This window comes from Marinomonas fungiae (assembly GCF_001418205.1).
GTDB classification, from domain to species: Bacteria; Pseudomonadota; Gammaproteobacteria; order Pseudomonadales; family Marinomonadaceae; genus Marinomonas; species Marinomonas fungiae.
Map to the genome: position 1 here is coordinate 1 of NZ_LIQF01000021.1, position 20,078 is coordinate 20,078.

General features: G+C 44.3%; 14 protein-coding genes and 7 pseudogenes. 6 read left to right on the forward strand and 15 right to left on the reverse strand.

Going from position 1 to position 20,078, the window contains the following annotated elements:
- From ASC49_RS18465 to ASC49_RS18480, 4 genes are all read right to left on the reverse strand, one after another.
- On the reverse strand, positions 1-375 hold a 375-nt coding region (locus tag ASC49_RS18465), incomplete at its 3' end, for a transposase (RefSeq protein WP_141656880.1).
- Between the two features lie 177 nt (positions 376-552).
- Complete coding sequence (locus tag ASC49_RS18470; RefSeq protein WP_055464718.1) at positions 553-2,961, reverse strand: EAL domain-containing protein; 2,409 nt, start codon at positions 2,959-2,961, stop codon at positions 553-555.
- Positions 2,962-2,964: 3 nt separating this feature from the next.
- Entirely contained in the window at positions 2,965-4,518 is a 1,554-nt protein-coding gene (locus ASC49_RS18475) for a methyl-accepting chemotaxis protein (RefSeq protein WP_055464719.1), read from the reverse strand.
- On the reverse strand, positions 4,458-5,192 hold the full coding sequence (locus ASC49_RS18480) for a PAS domain S-box protein (RefSeq protein ID WP_211262093.1): 735 nt from the start codon (positions 5,190-5,192) through the stop codon (positions 4,458-4,460). Before ASC49_RS18480 ends, ASC49_RS18475 begins: the two co-directional genes overlap by 61 nt.
- 499 nt (positions 5,193-5,691) lie before the next feature.
- On the opposite strand from ASC49_RS18480, the pseudogene ASC49_RS18485 reads away from it, so the two are divergent.
- The 5 genes and pseudogenes from ASC49_RS18485 to ASC49_RS18505 form a co-directional block, all read left to right on the forward strand.
- Positions 5,692-5,901 (forward strand): annotated as a pseudogene (locus ASC49_RS18485) (IS5/IS1182 family transposase); the annotation flags it as partial.
- 161 nt (positions 5,902-6,062) lie between these two features.
- Positions 6,063-6,501 (forward strand): annotated as a pseudogene (locus tag ASC49_RS19835) (IS1634 family transposase); the annotation flags it as partial.
- Positions 6,502-6,704: 203 nt separating this feature from the next.
- A pseudogene (locus ASC49_RS18495) lies at positions 6,705-8,071 on the forward strand (Mu transposase domain-containing protein).
- A gap of 10 nt (positions 8,072-8,081) precedes the next feature.
- Entirely contained in the window at positions 8,082-8,822 is a 741-nt protein-coding gene (gene istB / locus ASC49_RS18500; RefSeq protein ID WP_055464722.1) for an IS21-like element helper ATPase IstB, read from the forward strand.
- A 79-nt stretch (positions 8,823-8,901) separates the two neighbouring features.
- Positions 8,902-10,182, forward strand: a pseudogene (locus ASC49_RS18505) (IS1634 family transposase); the annotation flags it as partial.
- Between the two features lie 56 nt (positions 10,183-10,238).
- On the opposite strand, the pseudogene ASC49_RS18510 reads toward ASC49_RS18505, so the two are convergent.
- The 4 genes and pseudogenes from ASC49_RS18510 to ASC49_RS18525 all read right to left on the reverse strand — a co-directional run.
- Positions 10,239-10,999 (reverse strand): annotated as a pseudogene (locus tag ASC49_RS18510) (IS5 family transposase); the annotation flags it as partial.
- Between the two features lie 224 nt (positions 11,000-11,223).
- The gene (locus tag ASC49_RS18515) at positions 11,224-12,945 is read right to left on the reverse strand and encodes a two-component system response regulator (protein ID WP_055464725.1); all 1,722 of its coding nucleotides are present in this window, start codon (positions 12,943-12,945) and stop codon (positions 11,224-11,226) included.
- Positions 12,946-12,957: 12 nt separating this feature from the next.
- On the reverse strand, positions 12,958-13,287 hold the full coding sequence (locus ASC49_RS18520) for a response regulator (protein WP_162265221.1): 330 nt from the start codon (positions 13,285-13,287) through the stop codon (positions 12,958-12,960).
- Positions 13,256-15,100 carry a CHASE domain-containing sensor histidine kinase gene (locus tag ASC49_RS18525; RefSeq protein WP_055464727.1) on the reverse strand — a complete coding sequence of 615 codons (1,845 nt, stop codon included), beginning with the start codon at positions 15,098-15,100 and terminating at the stop codon, positions 13,256-13,258. Before ASC49_RS18525 ends, ASC49_RS18520 begins: the two co-directional genes overlap by 32 nt.
- 360 nt (positions 15,101-15,460) lie before the next feature.
- Here ASC49_RS18525 and ASC49_RS18530 point away from each other — a divergent pair, with 360 nt between their 5' ends.
- Entirely contained in the window at positions 15,461-15,703 is a 243-nt protein-coding gene (locus ASC49_RS18530; protein ID WP_141656881.1) for a hypothetical protein, read from the forward strand.
- On the opposite strand, the gene ASC49_RS18535 is transcribed toward ASC49_RS18530, so the two are convergent.
- The 7 genes and pseudogenes from ASC49_RS18535 to ASC49_RS18550 form a co-directional block, all read right to left on the reverse strand.
- Positions 15,697-16,131 (reverse strand): DUF934 domain-containing protein, encoded by a 435-nt coding sequence (locus ASC49_RS18535; protein ID WP_055464729.1) that lies wholly within the window; start codon positions 16,129-16,131, stop codon positions 15,697-15,699. The two genes, ASC49_RS18530 and ASC49_RS18535, sit on opposite strands and share 7 nt — an antisense overlap.
- 51 nt (positions 16,132-16,182) lie before the next feature.
- Positions 16,183-16,926: a nitrite/sulfite reductase gene (locus tag ASC49_RS20265; RefSeq protein WP_342667553.1), complete on the reverse strand. Its 744-nt coding sequence runs from the start codon at positions 16,924-16,926 to the stop codon at positions 16,183-16,185.
- Between the two features lie 57 nt (positions 16,927-16,983).
- Positions 16,984-17,684 (reverse strand): annotated as a pseudogene (locus tag ASC49_RS20275) (nitrite/sulfite reductase).
- A 30-nt stretch (positions 17,685-17,714) separates the two neighbouring features.
- Positions 17,715-17,840, reverse strand: coding sequence for a hypothetical protein (locus ASC49_RS20280; RefSeq protein WP_323133252.1), 126 nt, complete (start codon positions 17,838-17,840; stop codon positions 17,715-17,717).
- A 143-nt stretch (positions 17,841-17,983) separates the two neighbouring features.
- Entirely contained in the window at positions 17,984-18,595 is a 612-nt protein-coding gene (locus tag ASC49_RS20225; RefSeq protein WP_281175799.1) for a cytochrome d ubiquinol oxidase subunit II, read from the reverse strand.
- Positions 18,596-18,711: 116 nt separating this feature from the next.
- Positions 18,712-18,993: a cytochrome d ubiquinol oxidase subunit II gene (locus tag ASC49_RS20230; protein WP_281175800.1), complete on the reverse strand. Its 282-nt coding sequence runs from the start codon at positions 18,991-18,993 to the stop codon at positions 18,712-18,714.
- Positions 18,994-19,031: 38 nt separating this feature from the next.
- Positions 19,032-20,068 (reverse strand): annotated as a pseudogene (locus tag ASC49_RS18550) (cytochrome ubiquinol oxidase subunit I); the annotation flags it as partial.
- Positions 20,069-20,078 lie beyond the last annotated feature (10 nt).

A 20,078-nucleotide genomic window follows, 5' to 3' on the forward strand; every position in this document is an offset into this window, starting at 1 on the left:
GTTTACTTCTTTAAAGAGTTTGCGACCCAGTTTGTGCCTCTCAAGCAAGTGACGGAAATTCATGATAGTCGTGTGATCTGGGATCGCGCCTTCTAATGATAAGCCTGCAAACAGCCGCATTGAGGTTATCTCGTAGAGAGCATCTTCCATCGCAGGATCACTCATGTTGTACCAGTTCTGCATAAAGTGAATACGCAGCATGGTAGCGAGAGGATATGGACGTCGACCATTGCCAGCTTTGGGGTAGAAGGGTTCAATTTGAGCTTCAAGCTGCTGCCATGGAATCAGTTCATTCATTCGAGCAAGGAAAAGCTCTTTGCGGGTTTTACGACGTTTGCTGGTAAATTCGGTATCGGCGAAGGAGAGCTGGTTCATGCTGGGTAGGAGCCACAATTAATTTAAGTCAGCAAGATTGTCTCATGTTGCCGACTTAATCGCATGTTCCTTAACGAGTGAATGTGTGGATTACCGGACGCTTACACAGAAAAAGATATCATTATTTTTCCAATATCTAAAAAGCCGATCATGCTAAACCTCGAACATAATTAAAATTTAAAACAATACCGTTTCAATGAACTCAGGTTTTGCATACAAATAGCCTTGCCCTAAATGACAACCTAGCTTTAATAGAATTTCAGCTTGTTCTTTATTTTCGATCCCTTCCGCAATTACTTCAAGCTTTACAGCATTCGCTATCGCAACGATTGCTGAAACAAGTTGTCTCCCTGTTTCTTCATTCAACTCATCAATGAAACTCTTATCGATTTTAATTGCATCAACAGTTAGTTTTTTTATATAACTTAATGACGAATACCCTGTTCCGAAATCGTCAAGATAAACTTTTATCCCTCTTTCTCTCAGTTTTTTAAGGTTATTTTGAACCTGTTCTCCCATATCAAGTAACACACCCTCAGTAACTTCTAAATCAATAAGATCGAGTGGTACAGACATCCGTTCAGATAAGTCGAAAATATAATCTACAAGTGAAGGATCATCAAAGTGACTAGATGTTATGTTAATAGCTATTGGCAATATCTTTGCCTTTACCTCTAAACACCGACTTATATTTTCGAGTACAGTCTTTATTACATATCGATCGACTAAAATTGCTAAGCCCATCGATTCAGCCACTTTTATAAATTCGGCAGGCGAAACGAGACCTAATACAGGATCATTCCACCTTAACAAAGCTTCATACCCAACTATCGTGCTGTTGATTAGGCAAACCTTTGGTTGTAAAAAAACTTGTAATAAACTTTGCTCTACAGCAACCCTTAGTCGCTGTTCAACATCAAGCAATCTTTGCATAACGGAGTTATGTAAAGGATCATAAAATGCAATATGATTTAAACTGCTTTTTGCACGAGCAAGCACAGACTCCGCTTGTCGAATAACGCTAACAAGATCTGTTGAGTTATCAGGGTAAATTGATATTCCTATTTTGGTACTGACTCGAATTTCATTGTCATCTAAAAAGTAAGGATGCTCTAGGCACTCAAGTAAACATTCAGCTTGCTCTGAAGCCTCGTAAATATTGTCAACTTCAACTGCAACAACAAACTCATCGGCACCAGGACGACAAAAAATCGCTTGTTTTTTAATACAATTTTTCAATCGCCTAGATGCTTCTAACAGCATTTTATCGCCGATATCGAAACCAAAACGATTATTAATTAAACCAAAGTGGTTGCAGTCAGTATAAAAAATCGCATAGCGTGTATCACGAGACCAGTTTCTTAGAGCATTAACAAATGCATCTGAATTAAGCATTCCAGTTAACGCATCATGATTCTTAAGATATGCGGCTTCTCTAATTGCTTCTTCTTTATCTGAGATATCAATCCCAAAACCTTGGATTTCGTTAATACCAACATCATTTGGTACTTTAGTGAACCACCACTCAATATTAAAGTTTCCACTTTTACGAACCATAGGCGTTTTGCAATGTAGCTGAGCGTTATTCTTATTTCTTACCACGTCGCGCAGCACTTGCTGAATATCGCTTTTATCGCCTTTTATAAAATTAATAAAGTGCATACCAATAATTTCTTGCTCTGTACATTCAAAAATATGTTGAAAAGACTTGTTCGCAAACGTTATTTTGAAGTCAGAATCTAGACGGCAAATAATTTGCCCCTGGCATTCAACGATACTTTTGTAACGCTGTTCAGCTTGTGATAGTTCCATCAATGCATTTTGATAGTCCGTTAGATCGTGGCATACGCCAATAAAGAGCTTACCCTCTGCTACTTGGGCCTTTCCAACTGATAAACGCATTGGAAAAATACTGCCATCTTTTCTAAGACCTGGAACATCGCGTCCTACACCTATGATTTGAGCTTTGTTTGTAGTAAGATAATTTTTAAGGTATTGATCGTGCGCATCCTTAAAGGGAGAAGGCATTAACATCTTGATATTTTTGCCTAAGACTTCTTCACGAGAATAGCCAAACATAACCTCGGATGCATGATTAAAACTTTTGATAAGCCCTCTATCATCAATAGTTATAATGCCATCTACTGCCGCATCGAACAGCGCATTTTGTAAAGACTCAATCTGAAGCTTTTCTGAAATGTTTTTTTTGTAATCTGATAAATCATGACAAATACCAATGTAGTATGTTTTGTCTTTGATACAAGCTTTACCAACTGATAGGTGCATTGGGAATACAGTACCATCTTTCTTTAACCCCATTACGTCACGACCTAAACCAATAATTTTGGCTACGCCGCTTCTCTGGTAGTTCTTAAGATAACTATCATGCAACTGTCTATCAGGTTGTGGCATCAGCATACTAACGTTCTGCCCAAGACATTCCTCTTTAGAATACTGAAACAACTTCTCTGCTGAGGCTGAAAAGTTTAATATTACGCCATTCATATCAATGACAATTATAGCGTCGGCAGCAGCATCTAATAAGGCTTTATAAAGAGCGCCAAGATCATCAATTAACTTTTCCATAACCTATCTCTTAAATCGAACAACTAATTCATGAAGCTCATCAGCTATCTTATTCAAATAAATAATCGTTTCTGATAGTTGCATCGAGCTGTCATTAGTTAAGTCGGCAAGCATTGAGATATTTACAATTTGACGGTTTATGTCCTCGGCAACATGTGCCTGCTCTTCTACTGCCGCAGCCATTTGGGTAGACATGAAGGCGATTTGCCCAATTGATTCTGAAATACCACTTAACATTTTGCCGCTTTCAATGACATGCGAAAGACCATCTTCAGCATCAACAGCGCCTGCATCTGCGACTTTTACGGCATCGCCTGCTCGATGAGTTAACTCGTTAACGATGCCGTAAATTTCTTTTGTCGATTCCTGAGTGCGCCTTGCGAGATTTCTGACTTCATCTGCAACTACCGCAAAACCACGCCCCTGCTCACCAGCACGCGCCGCCTCAATAGCCGCATTAAGCGCAAGTAAATTGATTTGTTCAGCAATTTGTTCAATAATCTGTGCCGCACTGGCAATTCGAGCGGTTTGATCTGAAACGCTACAAACAGAGCTACCAATTTGTTCAACAGTGCGCTTGAGCTTTTGAATAGCGTTTCGGGTGATGTTTGCGACCTCGTTGCCTTTGATGGCAAGCTGATTGGCGGTGTCGGCATGCGTTGCAGTATCACTAACATTTTTGGATACTTCAGCAATAGTAGTCGACATTTCGTTCATTGCGGTTGCAACCTGCATCGTCTCAGACTGCTGGCTTTCAATGTCGTTTCTCGTTTTTGCCGTGAGTTCTGCGCCTTTTTCAGACTCTTTAGAGACGACATGCGCCGCGTTTTCAATTCGAGTAATCACGGTGCCTAAATGCGCTAGCTGACTAAGAATAGCCACTTTTAGCTTACCTAAATCGCCGGTTTCATCAGTATAGCTTTGTACAGCAAGCTCATCTGAAAATGCATGATTTAGCATCTCATTTAATGCATTAAGGGTTTTCTTTCTATTAAATGAGACCCAAAACGCAAAGATGATGACGCAAACTAACAATACCCGCTCAGAAAGCTCTTTAAAACCAAAGCCAAATAAACTTGCACAAATAGCAATAGATAAAATTAAAAAAGCATTTTCAAGTGATATCGGTAACGCTGTACGTTTCGTTTTACCTTCATTGATATCACGATAAAGCTTGGTCGCACGTTCTACGTCTTGCCTTGATGGACAAGAGCGAACGGATTCATAGCCCACAACCTTACCATTATGAGTAACTGGTGTTACATAAGCATCAACCCAATAATAATCACCATTTTTACATCTATTTTTAACCAACCCCATCCATGGCTTACCCGCTTTGAGATGATTCCACATCGTCCTAAAAGCTTCTGAAGGCATATCAGGATGCCTCACAATATTGTGCGGTTGTCCAATAAGCTCATGCTTTTCAAAACCACTGATCTCAAAAAATGAATCATTAGAATCAATGATATTGCCTTGAAGATCAGTAACAGAAATTAGTTTAGTGTTTTTATCAAACGTTTTTTCGTTGGGTGTAATCTGTGAATTAAGTCGCATGTATTCCCTATTAGAAATCTTATTAAAGGTTCATTGCTCTTTAAGACAAAATTACAACTCAAACAAACAAAGCAGACATAAAAATGTTTTGCAATGAAAAACATAAACTTATTGCGATTAGATTTTGTTCTTGCCAAGCAGTTTTCAAAAACAGCTATATCATCACCAATTCGGATCTTACACAAAGCCAGTAATCCTTTTAATGTGCTACCATCTTTTCGGTGAATAGGTACTTGCCGAGTAGTTCCAACAATTTTATCGTCACCATTACTTCGGTTAGCATTGGCGTAAGCATCATGATTATGTTGAATATCAACAGGTACAAGCATTTTCACGTTTTGTCCTATTACTACCTTTCGTCGGTAACCCCATAAATATTCAGCTGCCTTATTAAAGAAAGTAATATTATGCTTGTCTATGGTAAAAACGACATCCAAAGCCTGCTCAAGCCTTTGGTTTATAATGTCTTGCGCTGTTTTCTCAACTGTTATGTCTTTGACAAAAGCGGTATAGAGAATTCTGTTATCTAATCTTACTTTAGACAACAATAGGCTACCCCAAACCTTAGAGCCATCTTTGCGCTCAATTTGGACTTCACCATTCGTAACTACAATTTTATCCTGCCCAGTTGAGCTATTGGCATTTACAAAAACATCATGTTGGCTTTGGATCATCCCAGGCACGAGCATTTTGACATTTTACCCAACTACTTCAGAGGCTTTATAACCCCATAGCTTTTCACTTGCATTGTTATAAAAAGTGACAATATTTTTTCATTAATTGTGATAACAGCAACGATTGCTTGCTCTAGGACTTGTAGGTAAAAGTTATTAGATTTTTTTGCCAGCATTCCAAAACACTCAAAGCTATTATCAGCAACCAATCCCACAAGGAATTAGCATTTCGCAAAACATCACTGACTTAACAATACTAGCCAAGAATTGAAAACCTGCAGTTGCTTAAAGTATTTACTTGATAGACCGGCTAATTTCTCATTTGTCTTAAATTATAATTTAGCTAACTTGTCAATTCAACCTTAATATCACCAAACTCTAATAAATCAAGTCTTAATAACTCATGATTGGCTCTATTGGTGCGATATCTAGGGAACATGCGATTAAGTCGGTAACATGAGACAATCTTGCCGACTTAATCTGACTACGAATCCAGCCGATCATGAACCAGCTTTCCTTCGCCGACACCGAATTTACCAGCAAACGCCGCAAAACTCGCAAAGAACTCTTCCTTGGTAGAATGGATGAGTTGATTCCTTGGCAGCAGCTTGAAGACCAAATTGAACCCTTCTATCCAAAAGCAGGCAATGGTCGTCGCCCCTATCCTTTGTCTACCATGTTGCGTATTCATTTTATGCAGAACTGGTACACCCGAATTCGACAGTTGTCCACTGAAAATCGTCTGTTTTACACACCTCAGCCCAGTACTCATGCTGGTTTACGCTTTTTAGACGCCTAAAACTCTGTAGTGGCATGCCTGTGGATATCTTTTCTGTTTTAAAGGTCATAAAGAGATAATAAAGTCATGGCATGTACGTCAAAGTCACCAAGTCCGGCCCTCGCAAGTATTTGCAGCTCGTTGAAGCCTATCGAGATGAGAACGGCCGCCCAAAACAATGTACAATTGCGACCCTCGGCCGTCTCGACAAGCTCGGTGATGAGCTGGAGTCCGTGGTCGAAGGTCTGTGCCGGATTACCGGGCGATCGCTGCCGGACAAGCCCGCCGTCAGCTTTGAGTCATCTCGTGCCCTGGGTGATGTCTGGGCACTGACTCAGCTCTGGAATGCACTCGGCTTTGAACAGCTGCGCAAGGCCTTCCTCGGCACGCGTCACAGCATCCAGATCGAAGCCTTGATCAGTATCATGGTCATGAACCGCCTGACCTCGCCGGACGTCCAAGCTGGGCGTGCTGCGCTGGCTGGAGACTGCCTGTATTCCCGGCGTGCGTATTTCGGACCATTCCGAACAGTCATTTCGGGATTATCCGAACACCCATTTCGGTTTAATCCGAACGCTCATTCCGCGATTATCCGAACACTTTTGAGTTAACTCCGAAATATGCGTTCGCAATCGCGAAAACCGCGTTCTGAATGCCGAAATCCTTCCTTTTTCTCTTTTAAATCAATCACTCGCTACCCTTACTCTATCTCGCAAAAAAGTAAGGAAGCGACCATGGCTAAAAAGAGAACTCCTATGAACAAAATCAAAGAGGTGCTACGCCTTAAATTTGACTGTGGTCTGTCGTACCGCAGTATTGCCAGTTGCTTGAATATAAGCTTGGCTACGGTCTCTGAATTGATCGCACGCTTTAAACAGAGCCAGATAGACTGGCCTTTACCTGAAGGTTGCTGTGATGCCGACTTAACCCAAGCGCTCTATCACTCAAAACAAGCTAGCCGAGAAAAGGTAATGCCTGACTTCTCGCATTACGTTGTTGAGCTCAGGCGTAAAGGCATGACAAAGATGCTGCTCTGGCAAGAGTACTATGAGCAATATCAAGAACATGCTTATGCCTATACCCAGTTCTGTGAGCATTTTAATCGCTGGCTTAAAGCTCAAAAACGTAGTCTGCGTCAGCTGCATATTGCGGGAGATAAGCTATTTATTGACTACTGCGGCCCTAGGCTCCAGGTGGTCAATCCTGAATGCGTAGTGCGGTCTCTAAAGCCAATCGTTATGAGCCAAGACTGAACGACAGTTATCAAAAACTTGCTAACCACTACCAAACAGCGGTCATGCCTGCACGTCCATACAAACCAAAGGATAAGGCCAAAGCAGAAAATGCCGTTCTTCTAGTGGAGCGCTGGATTATGATGCGACTGCGGCATGATACCTTCTACACTTTCAAAGAACTCAACCTAGCGATTCGTCAGCTTATGAATGAGCTGAACCAACGAGAGATGAAGCAATACAGCGCAAGCCGTCAAACATTGTTTGAGAAGCTTGACCAACCAGAGCTCAAACCTCTTCCGAAACAACGTTATCTGTACACCGAAAGCAAGCAGGCGAAGGTAGGCCCAGACTACCATATCGAGTATCGACGTCACTATTACTCGGTGCCGCATCAGCTTGTGGGTCGCCACGTCGAGCTAGAAGCCTCTAGTCGTATAGTGCAAATCTACCATCAAGGCAACTTAGTGGCTCAGCACCCACGCAGTCAAAAAGAGCGAGGTAGCAGCACCTTATCAGAGCACATGCCAAGCAATCATCAACACCAGAAATGGTCACCTGAACGTTTACTCAAGTGGGGCGAAAACATCGGCCCAGCGACCCGAGAGGTCATCCATAAAATGCTGATCACTAAGCCCCATCCTGAGCAATCTTATCGCGCTTGCCTTGGATTACTCAGCCTAAGTAAAACGCATGGAGAAGCGCGTCTTGAACAAGCCAGCAAAGATGCATTGGTGCTAGCAAAGCCGAACTACACCTTTATCAGCAATCTACTCAAGAACCATCGTGAAGGGCAACTGAGCCAAAGCAAAACAAGTACACCGAACCTTATCCATAGTAATGTTCGTGGGCCGAACTGTTACCACTAGGGGAAGATAAATGAATAGACTGAACGAGCAACTTAAAACCCTCCGTTTGAGCCATGCTGCAAAGGCATTAGAGCAACAGCAAGAACGACTCAACACCTATGCAGAGTTAGACTTCGAAGAGCGTCTGAGCCTGCTTCTGGAAAATGAGATATTGAATCGTAATCAAACCAAAATCCAACGACTGAAACGACAAGCAAAATTAAGAGTAGATGCTGAGCCAAGCCAACTCATTTACGAAGAGCAACGCAACCTAAACCGCAGACAGATGGGCGAGCTCCTCACAGGGAACTATCTACATAAGCACCAGAATATCTTGATTACAGGGCCAACAGGAGCTGGCAAAACGTCCCTCGGTTGCGCCTTAGCGACCAGCGCCTGTAATCAACAATGCTCTGTCAGATACTACCGGTTAACTCGTCTGCTTGATGATCTAAGCGCCGGACGCCTAGACGGGAGTTATCAGAAGCAGCTGCAATCGCTGGCAGGAAAAGATCTACTTGTTCTTGACGATTGGGGAATGGAAACACTGACTCAAGAACACTCAGGGTACTTGTTAGAAGTGTTAGAAGATCGATACCAGCGCAGCAGTACGATTGTTATAAGCCAACTACCGGTTAAGGAATGGTACAGCATGATCGGAAACGCCACCGTAGCAGACGCCTTATTGGACAGGCTGGTACACAATAGTCATCGAATAGAACTTGGAGGGGAGTCTATGAGAAAGCTGGCACAAACCGAACACTTAGAGTAAAAATGAGACGAGAGAAAAATGGTAGGATTAGGTGTTCGGAATAAACCGAAACGAGCGTTCGCAATCACCGAAATACGCACCCGGCGTTGGCAGTATCAAAAAAGTTGACCATCAGCACCTGCTACGGGCAATGGATGCACTCAATACTCAACGTGATGCCGTCAATGACAAAGTCACTGAACTGCTGCGTCCGCTGATCGATCAGGAACTGTCAGACGTCTTCTATGATATGACCACCATCCGTGCCGAAGTCTTGACCGAGCAGGACGAAGAACTCAGGCAGTACGGGCGCTCCAAGGACGGTGGTATCCGCCGTCAGGTCATGCTGGGCATGGTTCAGACCGCCGAAGGACTGCCGCTGTACCATGAGGTTTTTGAAGGCAACACCGCAGAAGTCAAAACCCTTCAGCCCACCCTGAAAACCATCATCGAGCGCTTCCCGGTTAAGCGCATTGTCGTGGTTGCAGACCGTGGGTTACTGTCGGTCGATAACCTGGATGAGCTGGAGCAGATGACGCTGCCGAACGGTCAACCGGTTGAGTTTATTCTGGCGGTACCCGGTCGTCGTTATAGTGACTTCGAACCGATCCTGGAGCCGTTGCAACGCACGGTTTTTGACTCCACCGAAGCGGAAGTGATCACAGAGACTCAGTGGCAGGCGCAGCGCCTGATCGTAGCCCACGATCCCGTACGCGCCGCTGATGAAACCGCGGCCCGTGATGCCAGAATCAACTCGATCGAAGAAGAAGCACAGCGCCTGACTGAGAAGCTTATCCGGCAGGATGAAGGCAAGACCACCCACGGTCGCAAGCTGTCTGATGGTGGCGCAACAGCCCGTTTATACAAAGAAGTCAGCGAATCCTCGCTGGCCAAAATCGTGCGTATTGATCTGAAAAGTGAGCTGTTTAGCTACGATATTGACGAAAAAGCCCTGAAACGTGCACGCCTGATGGATGGCAAGCTGCTGCTGGTCACTAAATGCAAGAACCTGTCACCCACAGAGGTAGTCAGACACTACAAATCACTGACAGACATCGAGCGAGGCTTCAAGGCGCTGAAATCGGATATCGAAATCGGCCCTGTGTACCACCGACTGCCTGAGCGGATCAGGTCCCATGCCATGATCAGCTTTATCGCTTTGGTTCTGCACCGCGTGATGCAGATGCGCTTAAAGGCAGCAGGTTCCGAACACTCGCCCATGCGGGCACTGGAGCAGTTGCGGCGTATCCAATATCACCAGGCCACACTCGGTGGCAGCACCGTGACAGGCGTGTCCAGCATGAGCCGTGAGCAGCTGGATATCTTCAAGGCGCTTAGCATCGAAAAACCCAGCGTTGGCCCCGATAACCTGATCGTGTAGTGGAGCATTTTGCAGTGCAGTCTATACGAATCAATAGCTTATAACGCTAAGTGTCGAACTCGGGAGGATTGGTTAAGTGTGTCTTCCTGTTTTTGGGTGAGCGTTACCCCTTGTCGTTTTACTTGCCGGTCAATATCCCGCAGCACTCTCCCTAAAAAGCCTTTGACTTGTTTAATGGCTTTTCTCATGCGCTTGTATTGCTTGGCATGACCATAGCGGCCAATTTTTGGCATTAGCTCATGACAAGCTTTGTCGTAGGTTTGTCCTAACGTGATGCCTTGTTCTTTGGCGACCTGAGTAAGCTGCTGTCTAGCCTTGTTGTAGAGCTTGGCATCCGTTGGGAAGGTGATATTTTTTTCTTGTACCGTGGTGTCGACCACTACTCGCTTTAGACTTGCTGGCTTGATGACTTTTAGTTTTAGTCCTGCTTGTATCGTCTGGGTTAGCAGCCATTCACAGCCTTCTTCTCCTAACCGTTTTCGCCATTTTACAAGACTGGTTGGATGACACGGAAAGTCATGTTGATAAAAGGTTTCGCCGCAAAAGTATTGGTAGTAAGGCGATTCAAGCCATTGCTCTAATACCATTTCGTCAGACAAATTATGCAAGTGTTGCAAATACAGCAATCCCGCCATAAGGCGAGTGGGTAACGCGGATGCACCCTCCGTTGAGAAGTGTCCCCCAATTCGTTGTCCAACTGGTCCCAATCAATAACCTTAGCCAGTCGAACTAAAGGATGGTTGGGGTTAATGATGTCAACGAGCTGTGGTTGGAATAAATCCTTTTGCGGTATGGTCTTTGTCTGACGAGGCTTCATAAAAATCGCCCATTCTGCAACTTTTTGGGCCTTATGGCGCATTTATAGCAAGATTTAGGCATTAACTATCTTATAAAAACACTTTGCATTCAATGGGTTGAGAGTTATTCAGGGACGACTACTTATTCGCATGTTCCCTAGCGAAAGAGTATGGTGTCAGTCGCACTACGATACTTAGAATCAAGAATGGCTCCTGACGATTAATATACTAAGGCCTATATTAATTAAACCGTGAAATATTTCAGTAAATGTGTTAGCCAGCTCTTTTGTAGTTCTTTCGCAGTCATTGGCTTATCAAACAAGTAACCTCGTAACCGGTTAACATTGAGAGTTTGACATAAGAGTTTCTGTTCTTCCGTTTCTATTCCTTCCGCAACGGTTTCATAGCCAAGTGAATGTGCAAAGGCACAAATAGCTGCAAGCAAGCCATTTCCATTGTCTCTAGGGTCTTGAACAAAAGACTTATCGATCTTTAAAACGTCGAATGGGAACTTTTTAAGTTGAGATAGAGAAGAATAACCAACTCCAAAATCATCTAACGCGAGCTTCACCCCTATATCAGAAAGCTTATTAAGCATATCAATTGCATCCAGACTGCTTTCTAGACTACTCTCAGTAAACTCTAACTCAATAAGTTGAGCATCTATTTCATTAGACTTTATGCAAGCTCTTAGGTAATCAAACAAGCCATGATCTTTGAACTGCTTTGCCGATATATTAACGGCTATTGTAAAAGTCATGTTTTTTAGGTCATATAATTTGTTCCAAGTACTGAATTGCTGACATGCTTCATTAATTACCCATCGTCCGATATCTATTATTAGGAGTGACTCCTCTGCAAGAGGAATAAAATCATCAGGCGCAAGCAATCCTCGACGCTCATTTTGCCAGCAAATGAACGCCTCAACGCCAGCTAAAGCTCCTGTCGTAGCATCTACTTGAGGTTGGTAAAATAGTCTCAACTCATCACGCTTAATTGCTAGTTTAAGTTCATTTTCAAGTTGCATACGCTGCTGCATATTGGCATGGAAGTCGTGGGTGTAGTATTGTACCTGATTCTTACCTAGCTCTTTTGACCGATACATAGCTACATCGGCGCACTTCATCAGCTCCATCGCACTACTAGCGCAATGAGGATAGGAAGCAATGCCTATACTCATCGTAATCGGAATTGAGTGTGTTCCAAGGTTAACAGGCGGAGCCATAGCTTCAAGAATACGGTCAGATAGCGCTTTTACATTTTCTAACTTTGGAAGGTCGGTAACTAATATTGCGAACTCATCCCCTCCTAATCTACATAACGTATCACTGCCTCGGGTCACGCCTTCTAGTCTTCTAGCGACATGTTTCAAAAAATCGTCGCCTGCTTGATGGCCTAACAAGTCATTAACTCGTTTAAAGTCATCTACATCTAAAATCAGTAACGCTAACTGGCTGGTGTTTCGTTTTGCTCTTTCGAACTCATCATTCAGCGAAGTATCAAAGACGTACCTGTTCCTTAAACCTGTGAGTGTGTCCCGCTCAGCAAGCTCTCTAAGCTGATTATTACGAGTCTCTATCTGCTTTTCGAGAGCGTTGCGCTCAGCAGCAATTAGAATTGCTCTTTTCAAACGAGATATCGACACCTCGCTTTTCATAATGAAGTCTTGTGCGCCAGCTTCGATGCATGAAAGGGCTAATTTTTCATCATTGCTATGACTTAGCATGACAATTGCTGTCGAATTGCCACAGCTTCCACGAATCTCTCTTAAAGCTTCAATGCCGTTTGAGGGAGGTATCTGGTAATCAAGCAAGATCGTGTCATAATGCTTGGATAGCGCTTTCTGAATACCCTCCGTTCCAGTTTCAGCTTGATCAATGCTACGAATATTCAGTCCCGCATTTTTTAGTGTTCTAATGGACGCCATACGATCTACAGCATCGTCATCAATAATAAGAATGTCCATGTCTCTCCATATCTATGATGGTATTTCTACTAGTCGCCAATAATGATCTAGAAATTCAAGTATTTGACTGAAATCTTGGCTCAGAGAAGATTTCACTATATATCCTGCTACGTTTAGACGGTAGGCAGAGCAGATCTCTTCATCTTTGTTAGAGGTTGTAAGCACAAAGACAATAGCGTCTTTTAGGTCGTCATCTTCCCTAATGGTTTTCAAAAGCTCCAGCCCTACCATCCTAGGTAAATTAAGATCTAGGAGTATTATATAAGGGCGGTTCACTTCTGCTCGTTTTAGCAATTCTAATGCCTCAATATCATCTATGGCTCTGATTAATGGGTTGGCCATTCTCATTTTGCTCTTCCTTGTTAATCAGCTCGACAGGCCATGTAAAGAAAAAGCTAAGGCCACCATCATTATTATTCTTCAGACTGTATTCGCATCCATATCTGTCTAATATCTTCTTAATTAGTGAGAGACCCAAACCGCTCCCTTCAACTTTATCTCTCGGTTTTAACGTATGGAAAAGCTCAAAGACCTTTTGTTGATGCTCTTCTGGAATACCTGGACCATCATCAGACACCTCGATTGAAGCCCTGCCAGAGTCAACAGTCATAGAGATCTTAATCTGTCCTTTTGCTTTATCGTGATGTTTCATAGAATTACTAATCAAATTTCGCATCACCAACTCAAACGGAGTAGAGAAGATTTCAATCTCTCTGTTATCCATGTTCTCAGAAAGTTCGAATTTGCCATCATGATTCAGCATATTAAAAATATCGAGCGTTAAATCCTTAGGCCTGATGATCGTTCGATCTCCGTCTTTCCTGCCCACTCTAGAGTAAGCTAACAGATCATCAAGGAGGCGCTCTAAACGCGCTATTCGGCTCTTCATCAATGTAAGATGGCCTTTCGTGTCATCTGGTAGAAGCTCTTCACTGTCTTCTTCAATCCATGTAGCAAGCTGCTGAATCCCCCTCAAGGGTGCTTTCAAATCATGGGATGCCACGAACGCAAACTGGTCTAGCTCTGCGTTAGCCTCTTCTAATCCCTTATTTTTCTCTTTTAATGATGCGCTCACAGTCTCTAATTCATCATTACGTTGTTTCAGTCTTTCCGTCACATGGTTTGCATATTCGACCGCACGGCGGTTAGATCGAGTTGATATAATGAATATTGAAAGTAGTAAAGAGTCAATGATCAACCCACAAATGAGGATTGTGTAGGGTTGAATATGGCTCTGTTGATTGCGAAACACCGCCGTGGTTTGCAAATCGAATCGCCAAGGCCGACCATAGAGTTCAAGTGTTTCAGTGCGCATAAATAGTGGATCAGGGTCTAGGTCACTAGAATCAGAATTAAGCTCGGTATAAAGCAATGTTTCTTCATCATGGATACTAAAGTTAATTAATCGATTAGCATTCTCTAGCGTACCATCCATCAACTTGTTTATTATGAAAGGTGCATATACAAGCCCCATAAAATCACTTTCCACCGAACCAAATTCGGCATAGTTAGCTGTGTCGTACCAAGGCACATAAAATAGAAAACCTGGGGTCTTTTTATCATCTTGAACTAATGTGATCGGTGCAGTGATGCTTGCTTCACCAGTGTCCCTCGCTTTCATAGCAGCGGTATATCTATTATTCTCATGGGCTATATCTAACCCAACGGCTTTGAGATTGGTATTTTGAGGCTCTATGTAGGTGATCGGCCAATATTCTGCCTGATCGTGCTTGGGATGAATTTGATATGCAGGCATGGTTTCTCTTTGCCATGCGAGGTAAGTGGGGAGTTTATTGGGAGGAACATAGTGAATTACGCCAATACCGTTTATCCCAGGGAAACGTTCATCAAGATCTAGACTTAGCTCAAATTCTCTCCAATCCTGACGCCTAGCGGCGGTAGGTAGCATCTTCAGTGCAGCTGTACCTGCTCGCAAAGCTTCCTCGTATCGCACCATGCGCTCTTTTACCAGCTCTATGATCTGCTGTGACTGGAATTCAAACTGGCTTGCCATCTTAAGTTGGATTTGCTTTTCAGAAATATAAAAGGCTCCAAGTGTTAACATCAATGACAAAAAAATAACTGCCCAGTGATACCAATGTAGTCCTTTAGGAAACCTTAACTCTTGGCTAGCGCTCTGATCTGAAGCTGTCATATGCTTTGGGGCCCAATAATCCTTTTAATATCAATGAAAGATAGCTGTCTCTTACGAAGAACGCTAGAATGTCAGTATCATACAGCTTAACAATCTCGGCAGATGTGTCATCGTCGCAGAAAAATAAGCTTAGTGGAACGTCTAACTCCTTAGCGAGTTACGTGCTAGCCTAGCCGCAGATGCAAAAATCTATTCACAAATTACTGATCCCTAAATTGTCTTAATGCGGAGATCTGGCTAAGCGGCTAAGCCAGCCCTCAAGCCGTCCAAGAAGGTCTCGCAGAATTTATCAGTCAAGGGCACTTTAAACGTTACGTCAATCAGCACCGTCAGCAACTTAAAGAACAACGGGATCAACTCTTGGCTGAACTTAAACGCCACTGGGGCATGCTCAGTTGCTGGGTGGAGCTACCGAGTCATATTGACACTCAGCAAAGCTATAAGACGCTGATTGAAAAAGGCATTGCCCTTCCCCCAGGAGTCTTGTTCTCAGCCCATGGGCTCTATAAACACCACATGCGTCTAAGCTTCTCACAGCCGCTGACGGAGCGCCGTCGAGCGGCGCTTCACTTGTTGTTTCAGACCTTGCTGCAAGCTCAATAACGTCGAACACGCTTAAATAGCGGTGAGGGATTACAGACGCTGGCTGAGTAGGTCACAGACAGCCCTTTGATGCCTTTTAATGCATCAAAGGGGTCTTTACCTGGTTTGATCGCAAGGCTGGTGAAGCCACATTGTCTCATCAAGCTTAGCTGGTCTCGCATGACATCCCCTAACGCCCGTAGATCCCCCTGAAAGTGATATCTGGTTCTCAGTAGATAGGCTAGGCTGTTCGCTCTACCGTCCTTGAAATCTTTAAACAACAAAGCGATCAGCTTAAGGCTGTCCAAGTAAGAGACGAGTTGCTCAAGCTCCTCTTCTTGCTGAATGAGCCCCCCAAACGAACGCGCCTCTAAGGGCGCGCTTAACCAACTCGAGACGTCTTCAATACGCCGGGAGCGATCAAAGCCTCCTCTTGTGCTAATGCCCAAGGATCATTCAGTTCTACCTGGCCTCACCGCCCACTAAGGAAATGATATTTTTCATATCTGCCCCTCTGAGTATAACGCCTCTTTGAACGGTGTTAACCCTAATCGATCCACCGCCTGAATAAAGCTTTCGTCGACTTCCCGATATTTGCGGTACACATCGAACAGGGTGCGGATGGCATTGGGCAGTTCCGATTCAGCGATGGCAGGGCCCAGCACCTTCCCTAAGCGACTGTCATTGCCCTGACACCCTCCCAGGGTGATTTGGTAGTGATCCGTTTTGCTTTTATTCAGTCCCAGCATACCGATGTTGGCGATATGATGATGGGCACAAGAATTAATACAGCCGGATAAATTCATGCTAACTGGACCAATCTCTTGTTGCTCTGCAAGCGTAAACGCACGAACCACTTGTTCAGCGACGAGAAAGGAGTGGGCCGTTGCCAGATTACAATAACTCGCACCTGGACAAACAATCATGTCCGACAATAGAGCATGGTTTGCCAGTCCTAGGCCTAAATGATTGAGCTCGACCCAGACTTGAAACAAACAAGACTTGGGAATATCCGGTAACACAAAATTCTGTTCGTGGGTCACGCGAATTTCCCCAAAGCCAAATCGCTCAGCAATGTCCGCAATACCACGCATTTGTGTGCTGCTCACATCCCCCGGAATATTGCTCGGGAACTTGGTAGAAATCACCACCGAGCGATAGCCTAACACCTTATGTGGACGCACATTCAAATCATACCAATCTGAAAAAGCTACATTGTTTTGTAAATGTGTCGCAAATTCCAAGTCTGTTTCCCCCAATGTTTTGTATACAGCGGGGATAAACTGCGCTGCAATTCTACTTTACTCATTGTCTGTTAAACCATTTATATCCTTAGGAATGTGCTTAAACTCCTGCTCCACTTCCGCTCTGAAAGCCTCTATACCAAGGGAATGGACGAGGATCTTAATCCGAGCTTTGTACTTACTGTCGCGACGGCCATAACGGTTAAACACCCGCAACACGGCTTCGAGGTAGCTCAGCACATCACGCCAAGGCAGTTTGTCATTCAGTATTTGACTGATAAACGGTGTACGACCTAATCCGCCCCCACCATGACTTTAAAGTAAAAATCCCCTTCCACATCTCGAAATAGATACAGCCCCACATCATGAATGCGTACCGCAGCACGGTCCTTTTCCGAGGCACTGACAGCAATTTTGAATTTTCTAGGCAAAAACAAAAATTCAGGATTAATGGTGGACCATTGGCGAATGATCTCTGCAAAAATACGCGGATCATAGATCTCATCAGCGGCGACGCCCGCAAACGCTTCGGTCGTAACATTGCGCACTACATTGCCAGAGGTTTGGATAGCATGCATATCATGCTCTGCCAAATAGGCTAATAAATCAGGCATCTCAGGGAGCTTAACCCAATTAAATTGGATGTTTTGACGGGTCGTAAAATGGCCATCCCCCTTGTCAAAGGTATCACTCACCTGCGCCAAGGCCCGCAACTGTTGCGCAGAAAGCACCCCATATGGAATGGCGACGCGCAGCATATACGCATGCTTTTGTAGATATAGGCCATTTTACAAACGTAATGGCAAAAACTCATCTTCACTGAGTTGACCGGCTTGATAACGCTCCACTTGATCGCGAAACTGTGCCACACGCTCTGTTACCAGCGCGCGGTCATAATCATCATATTGATACATTTTTTATCCTACAAAATGGGGTACAAAGACCTAACGAAATGTCAGAAAAATCAGTCCTTTTAAGGCGTAGCCTGCTGCCGTTACCGTGGCGAAGCCAAATAACCAGAGCAATGCAAGCCATTTCAAATTTTGCCAAGTACTCATTAGTGATACCCCTCTGTATCACGTACCTTTCCGCGAAATACATGGTAGGACCAATAGGTGTAGCCCAGGATGATTGGCACGATAATGACTCCCCCCCAGAGAGCAAAACGTATACTCAATTCTGGCGCTGCCGCTTCGTGGGTGGTGATATGCGGCGGAATAATGTTCGGCCACAGGCTGGTAATTAGTGTGAAGTAAGCGGTTCCTAGTAAAGCCAAGGTAATGGCAAAGGGCCATCTTTCCCAGTCCGAGAAACAGATGACATAGTACACCCAGGTGTACAACATCAATCCCAACATAGGGACAAAGCCCATGTAGAAGAAGTTGGGTAAGGTCAACCAACGCTCTCTGATGGCGTCTGTTAGGAAAGGAGTAATCAACTGTATGGCGGTCATGGCATAACCTAACCAAACCAGAAGATGAAGCGAGTAATGACTCATTTTCTGGTACAGCTCGCCCTCTGTTTTAATCAATAACCAAGTGGATCCGAGCAATGCATAGGCTGGAAGCAAGCTAAAACCCGTTAGAATACTGAACCAATTGAGCCAATCCCAAGCACCACCAGCATATTGTTGGTTCTCAACGGCAAAGCCTTGAATCACTGCGCCCATTGCCGCGCCCTGGAAAAAGTTGCTAATAGAAAGCCAACGCAAAACAGAATGTCCCAAACGCCTTGATGCTTAGCGACTGCCTTAAAGCGAAACTCAAACGCCACGCCTCGTAAAATTTAGCCAAATAACATGGCCAACAGCGGTATGTATAAGGCTTCAAGAATCACCGCATAGGCCAAGGGAAACGCGGCCATTAAGCCCGCCCCCCCCCAGCACAACCAGGTTTCATTACCGTCCCATATCGGCGCAACAGAGTTCACCATAATGTCACGTTCTCGCTTACTGCGTACGCCCAAGAACAGCAGACCTATGCCTAAATCAAACCCATCTAACAACACATACATCATCAGAACAAAGCCAATGACAAGTGTCCAAATGGTTACTAAATCCAATCCCATAATCTTTCCTCTTATTTGATTAAATCATTTACAGCAGACTACAGTCTGGCAGGCCGTTGTGCAGAAGCAGGCGGCTCGTCGATCAATTGCGAGCCTTTGCGAAGCAGTTGAATTAGGTAGAATATGCCTAAGCCAAAAATGGCCAAGTAGCCCATGACAAAGCTGACTAGCGAAAGCGTCATGGTTTGCAAGTTGTGCGCCGAAGCTGCTTCTACCGTGCGCAGCACCCCATATACCCCCCATGGCTGACGTCCTACTTCTGTCACAAACCAACCAGCGAGTAGGGCGACCAAGCCGCTAGGACCCATCCAAACTACCACGCGTAAGAATTGCGTACTCTGAAAGAGGGTTTGCTTTCGGCTCAGCTATAGCCCAGTCCAAGCTAACGCAATCATGGCCACCCCTAATGCGACCATGATGCGGAAACTCCAGAACACCAGAGGGACATTTGGGCGGTCTTCTTTTGCTACAGACGTCAGTGCTGGGATATCACCGTCCAGAGAGTGGGTAAGTATCAAACTGGCAAGATGGGGCACTTCTAATGCGAATAAGTTGGTTTTGGACTCCTTGTCAGGCCAAGCAAACAGTACTTAGGGAACCACCTTTCACCTTCCTAAGATGGCTACCAATGCACCCTCCATTGCCGCAACTTTAATCGGCTGATGTTCGAGCGTATTTAAACCGTGCTGATCGCCTACTACGGCCTGAAGTGGAGCCATCAGCGCCAGCATCCACAGAGCCATCATGACCATCTTGCGAGACCCCGTCTGATATTGATTCTTCAGAAGATGATAAGCTCCCGTGGCCGCAACCAATAATGCCATACATAAAAATTCAGCTAAGCCCATGTGGACTAATCGGTAAAGGAAGTAAGGGTTGAAGATGATCTCAAACCAATCGACGGGGACCACAATGCCATCGACGATGGTGTGGCCTTGTGGTGTTTGCATCCAGCTGTTGAACGCCAGGATCCATGTCATTGACACTAGAGTGTCCAATGCAACTAATCACGTTGCCAAAAAGTGCGTACGCGGGGTCACCTTTTCCCAGCCAAATAACATGACCCCTAAGAAGCCTGCTTCAAG